The sequence below is a fragment of the Bacillus sp. AFS088145 genome (genome assembly GCF_002564465.1).
In the GTDB taxonomy this organism is placed as follows: Bacteria; Bacillota; Bacilli; order Bacillales; family Bacillaceae_G; genus Gottfriedia.
Genome location: NZ_NUUX01000052.1, coordinates 1 through 11,921 on the forward strand (window position 1 = coordinate 1; position 11,921 = coordinate 11,921).

6 protein-coding genes and 1 pseudogene are annotated in these 11,921 nt (G+C 34.0%); all 7 read left to right on the forward strand.

Annotated features, from left to right (window positions below; genetic code table 11):
- Nucleotides 1-471: 471 nt before the first annotated feature.
- The 7 genes and pseudogenes from COI44_RS22890 to COI44_RS22925 all read left to right on the forward strand — a co-directional run bounded on the left by COI44_RS22890 (nucleotide 472) and on the right by COI44_RS22925 (nucleotide 11,490).
- On the forward strand, nucleotides 472-2,367 hold the full coding sequence (locus COI44_RS22890) for a PrkA family serine protein kinase (RefSeq protein WP_098429949.1): 1,896 nt from the start codon (nucleotides 472-474) through the stop codon (nucleotides 2,365-2,367).
- 103 nt (nucleotides 2,368-2,470) lie between these two features.
- A complete protein-coding gene (locus COI44_RS22895; protein WP_098429950.1) occupies nucleotides 2,471-3,373 on the forward strand; it encodes an aldo/keto reductase in 903 nt (300 codons plus the stop codon).
- 323 nt (nucleotides 3,374-3,696) lie between these two features.
- Nucleotides 3,697-4,890, forward strand: a complete 1,194-nt coding sequence (gene yhbH / locus COI44_RS22900) for a sporulation protein YhbH (protein ID WP_025671718.1) — start codon at nucleotides 3,697-3,699, stop codon at nucleotides 4,888-4,890.
- 898 nt (nucleotides 4,891-5,788) lie between these two features.
- Nucleotides 5,789-7,870 (forward strand): transglycosylase domain-containing protein, encoded by a 2,082-nt coding sequence (locus COI44_RS22910; protein WP_098429952.1) that lies wholly within the window; start codon nucleotides 5,789-5,791, stop codon nucleotides 7,868-7,870.
- Between the two features lie 739 nt (nucleotides 7,871-8,609).
- On the forward strand, nucleotides 8,610-9,053 hold the full coding sequence (locus COI44_RS22915; protein ID WP_098429953.1) for a hypothetical protein: 444 nt from the start codon (nucleotides 8,610-8,612) through the stop codon (nucleotides 9,051-9,053).
- A gap of 532 nt (nucleotides 9,054-9,585) precedes the next feature.
- A complete protein-coding gene (locus COI44_RS22920) occupies nucleotides 9,586-10,689 on the forward strand; it encodes a spore germination protein (protein ID WP_098429954.1) in 1,104 nt (367 codons plus the stop codon).
- Between the two features lie 350 nt (nucleotides 10,690-11,039).
- Nucleotides 11,040-11,490, forward strand: a pseudogene (locus tag COI44_RS22925) (SRPBCC family protein).
- Nucleotides 11,491-11,921 lie beyond the last annotated feature (431 nt).

An 11,921-nucleotide genomic window follows, 5' to 3' on the forward strand; every position in this document is an offset into this window, starting at 1 on the left:
CTGAAAATCAATTTTTTAATACTTTGTCCAGACACTGAGTCACCGTATAAATGGTGATTTTTTTTTATTAATTTAAGATTTTATAAAATCTTAAATTAATAAAAAAGATGCTTCCATTAAAACGGTCTAAATAAAATTTAGATCCGCGTTTAGAAGCATCTTTTAAAAAATATTATCTGTTTTTCAGTCCAGGTTTGTCATTATAGCCGCCAGTGAAAATTGCTGCTAAGAATGATGCTGTAACTAATAAAATTAATACTAGTCTCATCAGTATGTATCCTCCCAATTGAAAAATTCCCAACACCCTAAACCTTATTATACAAAAAAAACATAGAAATATGAAAGTAAAATTATGAGAATTGAATTTCGATAAAATATATTTTCCTACTCAAAGATATAGCATGAGTACGGACATCCTTGCATATCCTTTAATAATCTCTCTTACAGATGAGAAGAAGGAGGTACTTGTCCATGGATATTTTAAAGAAACTTGAGCAGCACCGGGACATGGAACAAAGATTGAAATGGGAAGGCACTTTTGCTGAGTATCTTGAAATGCTAAAAGAGGAGCCCTTGGTTGCACAAACTGCACATTCTAGAATTTATAATATGATTAAAGACGCAGGTATTGAAGAAGTGAATGGTAAAAAAACCTACAGTTTCTTTAATAACAACCTATATGGATTAGAAGAAGCGCTAGAGAGACTCGTGGAAGAATATTTCCATCCTGCTGCCAAGAGATTAGATGTTAAAAAACGTATTTTATTGTTAATGGGCCCTGTAAGTGGTGGTAAATCTACACTAGTAACGATGTTAAAAAGAGGCTTAGAAAATTATTCTAGGTCTGATCAAGGAGCAATCTACGCTATTAAAGGTTGCCCAATGCATGAAGATCCATTACATTTAATTCCTAACCATTTAAGAGATGATTTTTTCAATGAATATGGAGTTCGAATTGAAGGAAATCTTTCACCTTTAAACTTAATGAGACTTGAACAAGAGTTTGGTGGAAGAATAGAAGATGTAATGGTAGAAAGAGTATTTTTATCAGAGGATCGTCGAGTTGGTATTGGTACTTTTAGCCCGTCTGATCCAAAATCTCAAGATATTGCAGATTTAACAGGAAGTATTGATTTTTCAACAATTGCTCAATTTGGTTCAGAGTCAGATCCACGTGCCTACCGGTTTGATGGTGAGTTAAATAAAGCAAACCGTGGAATGATGGAATTCCAAGAGATGTTAAAATGTGATGAAAAGTTTTTATGGCACTTATTATCCCTGACACAGGAAGGTAACTTTAAGGCAGGGCGTTTTGCATTGATTTCTGCGGATGAATTAATCATCGCTCATACGAATGAAACAGAGTACAGATCCTTTATTAATAATAAGAAGAATGAAGCACTTCATTCTCGAATAATCGTAATGCCAATTCCGTATAACCTAAGAGTAAGTGAAGAAGAGAGAATTTATCAAAAAATGATCTCTGAAAGTGATGTTTCAAATGTTCATATTGCTCCACATACTTTACGTGTTGCAGCAATGTTTACAATTCTTACTCGTTTAAAAGAACCAAAACGAGGAGATATTGATTTAGTTAAGAAGATGCGTCTATATGATGGTGAAATGGTAGAAGGCTATAACAATGTTGATTTAGAGGAGCTGAAGAAAGAATATTTAGATGAAGGTATGCATGGTATCGATCCACGATATGTCATTAACCGTATTTCATCTACAATTATTCGAAAAGAGATTCCTTCAATTAATGCTTTGGATGTATTACGCTCATTAAAAGATGGTTTAGATCAACATCCATCTATTTCTAATGAAGATCGTGAGCGTTATATGAATTTTATCTCAATCGCAAGAAAAGAATATGATGATATTGCAAAACAAGAAGTTCAAAAAGCCTTTGTTTATTCATATGAAGAGTCTGCAAAAACACTTATGGATAATTATCTTGATAATGTAGAAGCATATTGCAATAAGAATAAGCTTCGTGATCCTTTAACAGGTGAAGAGATGAATCCAGATGAGAAGTTGATGCGTTCGATTGAAGAACAAATTGGTATCTCTGAGAATGCAAAGAAAGCATTCCGTGAAGAAATACTAATCAGAATCTCTGCATATGCAAGGAAAGGTAAACGTTTTGATTACAATTCACATGAAAGATTAAAAGAAGCAATCCAAAAGAAACTTTTTTCGGATCTGAAGGATGTTGTGAAGATTACGACGTCCACAAAAACTCCTGACGAGCGTCAATTAAAGAAAATCAATGACGTTGTCAGCAGATTAGTTGATGAATATGGTTATAACTCAACATCAGCAAATGAATTATTACGCTACGTAGGCTCATTACTTAACCGATAAATTGTTTAAGCGGCTATCTATTAGATAGCCGTTTTCTTTTGCAATTAATAATGTTTATCCTATAATGATGATAATGATTAAAAAGAAAGGTGAGATAGTGTAAATGAAAAGAATTCAAATAGCTGAAAATCTTGAGTTTTCACAAATAATTCATGGGTTATGGCGTTTATCTGAATGGAAAATGACATCAGAACAATTAGTCACTTTTATAGAAGAATGTATTGATTTAGGAATTACAACATTTGATCATGCCGATATTTATGGAAGCTATACTTGTGAAGAAATTTTTGGAAAAGCTTTAGCACTAAAACCGGAGCTTCGTGAAAAAATCCAAATCGTTACAAAATGTGGAATAAAGTTAAAGTCATCAAAGTTTCCTGAACTTAAAATGAATCATTATGATACTAGTAAAGAGCATATCCTTATGAGTGTTAATAATTCTCTGGAAAATCTACAAACAGATTATATCGATTTACTTTTAATACATAGACCAAATCCTTTTATGAATCCAAAGGAAATAGCAGAGGCGTTTAATCAACTTCATTCGGAAGGAAAAGTACGCCACTTTGGGGTATCAAACTTTTTACCATCTCAATTTAACGCATTACAAGCATATCTAAACATGCCTTTAGTAACAAATCAAATTGAAGTTTCTCCAATGCAATTAGAGCATTTTGAAAAAGGAACAATTGATTTATTACTTGAAAAAGATGTTGCTCCAATGATCTGGTCCCCATTAGCAGGCGGACAAATTTTTACTAGTCAGTCTGAATCAGCGGTAAGAGTTCGAGCAATGCTTGAAGAGATTTCTAGTGAAATTGGTGCAAATTCAATCGACGAAGTAATGTATGCATGGCTATTAGCTCACCCTGCTAAAATGATGCCAATCGTAGGGTCTGGTAAAATTGAACGTGTTAAAACAGCAGTTGAGTCTACAAAGTTAAGTATGTCAGCGGAACAATGGCTACGAATTTACGTAGCTGGAATGGGGCATAATTTACCTTAAATAAAAAAGTGGAAAACTTTTTACTAGTTTTCCACTTTTTTTGTTCTTTTTTAAGTATTGTTACATATAGTTAAAGGCAAAAGTTTATTGGAATTTTTATATAAATATATTTATTTTTAAGGACTCGTCCTATTTTCTGAAAAAATGGGTGTAAAATTTAGAAGAAACATTGTCAATTATTGTGTCCTTCTGCATATGATAGAGTAATCCATAAAAAAGGGTAGAAAATCACCTACCGAAATAGTTTATGCAATTGTGTATTACTGTGTGACGATTTTTTTATTTTTACAAATAAATCAAAACAAGTAAGGGAGGGAAAGAAAATGAGTAATGAAAATAATGAACATGAACAAAAGCATAATTTTACCATTTCACAGGAAGACTGGACCCTCCATCGTAAAGGACACGACGACCAACAGCGCCACCAAGAAAAGGTACAAGAGGCGATTAAAAAGAATTTAGCAGATTTAATCACAGAAGAAAGCATCATCATGTCAAACGGGCGCGATGTAGTAAAAATTCCAATCCGGTCACTAGATGAGTATAAGATTAGATACAACTACGATAAAAACAAGCACGTTGGTCAGGGAACTGGAGACAGTAAAGTTGGCGATGTAGTGGCAAGAGATGGTTCACAAGGAGGCCAGCCGCAAAAAGGTGCTGGTAAAGGGCAAGGCGCAGGCAAAGAATCAGGTGAAGATTATTACGAGGCAGAGGTTTCACTAATGGAATTAGAGGAAGCTCTTTTTAGTCAGTTAGAATTACCTGATCTAAAACGAAAAGAACAAGACTTAAATACAGTAGAAAACATTGAATTTAACGACATTAGAAAAACTGGGTTAATGGGTAACATTGATAAAAAACGTACGATGATGTCAGCGTTTAAACGTAACGCTATGAGTGGTACGCCATCATTCTATCCAATATCTCCAGAAGACTTAAAATTCCGTACATGGAATGAAATTAGAAAACCAGAATCTAAAGCCGTTGTACTCGCAATGATGGATACGAGCGGAAGTATGGGCTTATGGGAAAAGTATATGGCAAGAAGCTTCTTCTTTTGGATGACTAGATTTTTACGAACAAAATATGAATCAGTTGATATCGAATTTATTGCACACCATACAGAAGCAAAAGTAGTTACAGAAGAAGAGTTCTTCACAAAAGGAGAAAGCGGAGGAACGATCTGTTCATCTGCTTATCGAAAAGCTTTAGAAGTGATTGAATACAAATATTCTCCTGAAAGATATAATATCTATCCATTCCATTTCTCTGATGGAGATAATTTAACATCTGATAATGCTCGCTGTGTAAAATTAGTTCAGGAATTAATGAAAGTGAGCAATATGTTCGGATACGGAGAAGTAAACCAATACAATCGACATAGTACGCTAATGTCCGCATATAAAAACATAAATGACGAGAAATTTCGCTATTATATTCTAAAGCAGAAGTCAGATGTGTTCCATTCTATGAAGAGCTTTTTCAAGCAGGAGTATGAGAAGGCAGCGAAATAGAGAGCGGTTATGGAGAATTAAATGGCGTGCGAAATTAGTAGAAAGTGAAAAACAGAGAGACCCCATTGAGGGGTTTTCTGTTTTTTTGTCATGAATACTAAGTTTAATGAATGGCATAGAGAGGACTTTATTCAACATAATTGCAGTATAGTTGAGCAATATTGTTAAAAAAATGAATGGGGTTTTCCTTTTATTGGAATAATCGGGGTACATATTAAAAGCCATGTGTGATTATAAACAGGGTTGTACTGAACAGATGAGTATTCCCAAAAGCTTCTGGTAATTTCATAAGCCCACCTTTATCTGTAAATTAATCTTGAAATTCCATCATTTCATCAATTAGAGAAGTAACACGATATGAGTAGTTGTTAGCTTTTTCCTTTTATTAGTTAGTGATATATATCACAACACCTTGTATAATTGTGATAAATCAAACAATACAAACATAGCTAGTATAAAATAAAAGTTATGTAAACGAAGATAGCAGTATACTGTGAAATACCCCAATGAGAAAGGGTATTTTTTTTGTGAAGACAGGAGCGAAAGAAAGGAAGATATACTTGAAAACACTTTATGTTTGTTACACTTGTGAATCCTCTATAAAATGGGAAAATGTAACCCAAGGATTAGAAGTTACTATTGAGGAGATTCGGCTTGAAGTGATGAGTAAACTGTTGAAGTATGATTATTTTTTTGTGAAAAATGAAAAAGGGTTTAGTTTGATCAATTCCTCTTTAGTACGGTATGTACGTATTGTTCATGAGAAGACCGAATCAAAGAAAGTAAATTAGATTAATAGAAGCTTTTATAGGATAAAGAAGATTATTGGATGTACCATCCAGCAAATGATAAGCATTTTTACAGATAAATGACAAACAGTTACAAAGGGGAAAACAGTGTGGGGAGAATAGAGAGAAGACAGCAAAGAAAATTATCAAAGAAACTATGGAACCGTTTATCTTCCAAAGGCTTCCTTTTCAAAATATTATCGATAGTCGCAGCGTTAGCTGTATGCTTTTTATTTATTATGAATATCTTGATTTGGACAAGTGATGTAAGTAAATTGGAAGATCCTGCACCGCAGCCGACAATCATCTTTGATCAAAAAGGAGAAGCCGCAAGTAAGATCTCAGTTTCGAACATCGAGGGAGTCAGCATAAAGCAAATTCCAGCAAATATGATACATGCCGTTATTGCAACAGAAGATCAACGCTTTTACAAGCATAATGGTATTAACTATTTCGGGATTGCAAAGGCGCTACTAAAAAACTTAGTAAGTGGAGAAATTGTTGCAGGTGGAAGTACAATTACGCAACAGTTAGCCAAAAATGCTTTTCTAACACAAGAGCGTACCTATACAAGAAAGTTAAAAGAATTGATTTTGACAAAAAAGATTGAACGAGTATACTCAAAAGATGAAATTTTAGAGCGTTATTTGAATCAGATCTATTTCGGAGAAGGTGCTTGGGGTATTCAACGTGCAGCCCAAGTGTATTTTGGGAAAGATGCGAATCAGTTAACATTAAGCGAATCAGCGATGTTAGCGGGCATCATTAAGGCTCCTTCTAACCTGTCGCCTTTTAAAAATTTCGATAAAGCAATTAATCGTAGGAATACTGTGCTGTCATTAATGGAAAATGAAGGCTATATTAGTCAAAGTGAAGCTCAGAAGGCTAAGGCACAAACAATTGTATTAGTAGATAAGAAAAATAAAGATTACCAAGGTAAATATCCATATTATGTAGATTATATTATTGATGAGGCGATCAATAAATATCATCTGACACCAAACGAGGTTCTTTCAGGAGGACTCCATATTTATACCGAATTGAATCCTGCCATTCAAAGTGCTGTTGAAGATGTGTATAAAAATAACAATTTGTTTCCTAAAAGTCAGTCTGATCAAACCATTCAAAGCGGAGCCATTCTGATTAACCCTTCAACAGGAGGTATTACTGCTCTTGTTGGCGGACGTGGTGAGCATACTTTCAGGCAATACAACCGTGCCACTCAATTAAAACGTCAGCCTGGGTCTACAATGAAACCATTGGCAACTTATACTCCAGCGTTGGAACAAGGATATGATATTTTTGATACTTTAGAAGATCATCCTATTAATATCAATGGCTATCAACCTCAAAACTCTGACAATCAATTTCATGGAGAAGTTACGATGTATGACGCACTTATCCACTCTTATAATGTACCTGCTGTTTGGTTATTGCAAAAAATAGGATTAGGTAATGGGATAAATGCAGTAAAGCGTTTTGGTATTCCATTAGATAAAAAAGATCAGACTCTTGGTCTAGCTCTTGGAGGTATGAATGAAGGAACATCCCCTTTAAAAATGGCTCAAGCATTTTCCGCCTTTCCAAATAACGGCATTATGGTAGAAGCACATGCGATTCAAAAAATTGAGAATGCAGATGGAGAGACGATTGGGAAATGGAATAAAAAACAAACTCGGGTGACCGAGGCATCCATCGCTCAAAAAATTACATTTATGCTCAAGGGTGTTGTCAAAGAGGGAACAGGAGTTAAAGCACAAATAGCAGGCAGAGATATTGCAGGTAAAACAGGAACTACTCAGCTGCCTTTTTCCACTGAAAACGGAGCAAAAGACCATTGGTTTGTAGGATATACTCCAAACATCGTTGGGGCAGTATGGTTAGGCTATGATAAAACAGATAAAAATCATTATTTGACATCATCAAGTAGTCAAACCGCGACTGTAATATTTAAAGAAATTATATTGAAATCTGGAAAGGAAATTCCGCCCAATAAGTTCGATCTACCACTACTTGGAAAGAATTATAAAAAACAATTAGAAAAGAAAAAGAAACAAGAGGAAATGTATAGAGAAGAAGAGAAAGAGCAAGATGATGGTTGGAAAGAAGACAAGCATGAAAAGAAGGAGCATAAAAATAAAGGAAAAGGACATGGAAAAGGAAAAGGAAAAGGTAAAAAATGGAAGGGCTAAAGAAGCGGCCCGACATAAATAAAAGTAGAGTTTAGTAAATCTATATAAAATTCGTAGAAAGTGAGAAACAGAGAGACCCCATTGAGAGTTTTTCTGTTTTTTATCATAAATACACAAAGTTTAATCAATGGGATAGAGAGGATTCTTATTCAACAAAATGGCAGATTAGTTGCATAAGGATTTTTCAAAAAGTAAATATCAGGGAAGAATTTGCCTAATAAATTGGAAAACTTTTCCATTGGATTAGGCGTATAACTTAAACAATTGATATTAATTTTTATATACTAATATTACATTTCTTGTTTTACTTTTTTTCCAATATCACCTATTGTTTAGAGAAACTTATCCTGTAAGTTTCTCTCTTTTTACAAGCTTGTTTGCCTTTGGCCGATATCACATAAATGAACTCTAAAGAGAGAATCCTTCCTGAGGCATTCTCTTTTTATTTTTAATCATCAAGTTTTTTAATTACCCAACCATTATTACCAACCCTATGGGAAAATTTCTTAAAGCTAAACAAAAAGCTTAATCAACTAACGCATTACGTTAGTTGATTAAGAACTACAAAAACAGACTGGCCATTGAATTAAAGATATAAATATTTATCCAGAGCTTGGATTTAATAAAGACCAATTCTATGAATATAAAAGACAAGCAATCTTTTCAATCGCTGAGGCACTCAACCATTGTTTGAGTGCTTTTATTTGTAGGTAAAAGTTAAAATGATTCTATTAAGTCAGTGGAAAAACGAAAAAAATTAGAACAAGCATTGATTATAAAGGAAGAAAAAATATCCCAAATACAAAAAATGGAAACAAAATTAGAAGAAGAATTTAATAATTTAGGAATAAGGTCTGAAATTTATTCGTTAGATGTAAAAGTTGGTGAGAATTTAATCCAAAATCACAAAGCATTTATTAAAGAATTAGAGAACGATAAATATTTAACAACCCATAATGAGATGAAAGACTCTAAAAGACTCGAAATAGCTTACGCTAATTCTTCTTTAAATGTCGATAAATTCTTTATAGATAAATTACTTCTAGCTTGGAAAGATCGAAAAGTTACAACGTTTAATGAAGAGCAAATCAAAAAACTTATAGAAGTAAGAAAGAAAATGAAAAAAAGGTCAATTCGATTTCAAAATAAATATTATAGTGATGAGCAGAAAAAAATCGCATAGATAAAGAAGATAATGAAAATACGATTATTACTTACTTTGTTAATGCAGTTAAAGATTTTAATCGCCAGCAAAGAGCAGTCGAAACGTACGATACTGTATAGGTTTTAGACGTTTTTGCAGGTGATATAACTGATGAAAAGGTGTATGTTAAGTCGGGAAAACGTTGTTATATCAACGTTTTTATTAAAATCGGAAATTAATCGAAATGGATTTTACAACCGATTTTAAAAACGAATTAATTTCGGAATGAACACTGATTTTACAACTGAATAGTAAGTAATTCTTGATAATAGCATTAAAATCTTTTAATTTTATACAAGTTTTTATACAAAAAAAGACGGGAAATAAAATAAGTAATGCTCTTGGAAGGCTTGCTATTATGTAAACTTCACATGAATACAATATGCATAATTTTTATTCTTTTTTGGAAATGTAAAATTGTACCGTTTATAAGAAGAAATGTGGAAAAATGAGAAGTAATGAGCCTTCAGAAAGTAGTAATCCTGAATTGTGAATAAGGAAGTGACCTGCGATGATTACTAGCCCCAAAGACCGTATTACAACAATTCAAGTAGTTGTTATCATTATCAATTATATACTTGGAACGGGAATTCTGACCTTGCCACGAGCAGCTACAGAGAAAGTGAAAACACCAGATACCTGGTTAACTGTAATTTTAGGCGGGCTGATTGCGATGGTGGCAGGAGTTATTATGGTCAAATTAGGACAACGGTTTCCAGGAAAAACCTTTTATCAATACAGCCAAGAAATTGTAGGGAAATGGATGGGTAAGTTACTAAGTCTAATCCTTGTATGTTATTTTTTAATGATGGGTGGATTTCATATCTGTGCATTAGTAGAAGTAACAAGTTTATTTTTGTTGAAAGGTACCCCAACTTGGGCCATCGCGATGCCATTTATGTGGATAGGTCTCTATTTAATTACGGGCGGCATAAATCCGATTGCCCGTCTGTTTGAAATTATTCTCCCCATTACGGTCGGCGTTTTTTTGGTGGTTGCTTTTATGAGTTTTAAAATATTTGAAGTGGATAATCTGCGCCCGGTACTGGGGTTGGGGATCATGCCCGTACTAAAAGGAATCAAAACAACGGCTCTCTCATATATAGGTTTTGAAAGCATGTTGATTATAATGGCGTATATGAAACAGCCAAACCAAGCAGTAAAAGCTGTTTTAGTTGGAATTTTCATCCCACTGATCTTTTACTTGATAACTATCGTAATGGTCATCGGTGGACTATCCGTCGATGATGTAGTAACCAAAACTTGGCCAACGATTGATCTCGTGCGAAGTTTTGAAATGCCTGGTTTGCTATTTGAACGGTTTGAGTCTTTGTTGCTTGTAATATGGATTATGCAAATGTTTACTTGCTTTAACGTTAGTCATTATGCTGCTTCTTTGGGGCTTGCCCAACTCTTTAAAAAAAACATTCATCCATTTATGTTTGGCTTGCTTCCGGTTATTTATATCATTTCCATGACCCCGAAAAATACGAATGACCTATTTAAACTTGGGGATACGATGGGCAATGTTGCGTTTTTTTTATTTGGTATACAACCGCCGCTACTTCTGCTTGTCTTAAAATTGAAAAAGAGGAAGTATAAAGCAAAATCATAACAAAGTATGGTTTCTTTTAGTCTTACTGTTAGTTCTTTTGCTTCTGTCTCTTATTAGGTGTTAGAACAACAACGAAATTGTTGTATTAAACTTAAGGCGAAAAGTTTTAAAGTGGAATGGAATCAATTCACAGAAGATGCCTGGTACGTTTGATCGCTATTCAACTACCATGGGAGAGCGATATAATCTTCCATTCACTGTTGTGAATCACTGATTCATGGGTGGCTAACGCAATGCTTTAGTTGAATAACAGATTAGGAACTGAGTGATCAGTTCCTATTTTCTTATTTAATAGGATAATTAAAGGAACAATCTAATATATTTTATAAATCTATTATTAGGAGAAAGTAATGCCAATTATTAAACATGACCAATTTATAAAAGCACCTATTGATATATGTTTCAATCTTGCAAGAATTGTTAGTGTTCACACGCAAACTACTTATAGAACAAAAGAAAAAGCTGTTGGTGGTGTGACAGAGGGATTATTATAACAAGGGGATTTTGTTACCTGGAAGGCAATTCATTTTGGTATAAAACAAAAATTAACCGCTAAAGTGATTTTAATGGAAAAACCCAAGAAGTTTGTAGATGTTATGATCAAAGGGGCGTTCCATTCATTTACTCATACCCATCAGTTTATAGAGGAGCCTGGAGGAACTATGATGATAGATGAATTTCAATATAAATCACCATTAGGACTATTTGGGATATTGGCAGATAAATTGTTTTCTATGAGAAATTCTATAGTTTCCCGCGGAGGAATTGAAAAAGATTGCAGAAAGTATTGAATCTTATTGAACTAACGCAGTGCGATTCTTGAATAACGAAGGAGCGTTTTTCTTATGCACCTCCCATGAAAATTAAATTCGCCATAAAACCTAAAAAGGGCATACAAAATAAACTCAGAAAAATCTCTTTAAAAAAAAGGCTGAGCCTGTTAGGTGATTTTATTCAGTTTGGAAAAGCGGAAATCAAAATCTTCCTTTCGTAGTTAATAAAAATGAGGCTAGCGCGACAACCAAAAAAGGATTAATCTCCCATGAGTGCTACCCATATAGGGCGCGACAGTCGGTGGTACACCGTGGTCGTCGGAGTCAGACTAAATGATGGGCTCTAAGGCACCATAGTGCAAAGACCTTCCTCGCCAGCCATTAAATATTCTAGACACGATGAACAATTTTCATTCTCTGTGGTGCAGCGCTAGCGCTGCATGAGTGGCTAAATGGCAG

Bases quoted from the DNA above. Each gene is read 5' to 3' on its own strand.
- yhbH (WP_025671718.1), top strand. From the start codon at position 3,697: ATGAGTAATGAAAATAATGAACATGAACAAAAGCATAATTTTACCATT.
- COI44_RS22895 (WP_098429950.1), top strand. From the start codon at position 2,471: ATGAAAAGAATTCAAATAGCTGAAAATCTTGAGTTTTCACAAATAATT.
- COI44_RS22890 (WP_098429949.1), top strand. From the start codon at position 472: ATGGATATTTTAAAGAAACTTGAGCAGCACCGGGACATGGAACAAAGA.
- COI44_RS22920 (WP_098429954.1), top strand. From the start codon at position 9,586: ATGATTACTAGCCCCAAAGACCGTATTACAACAATTCAAGTAGTTGTT.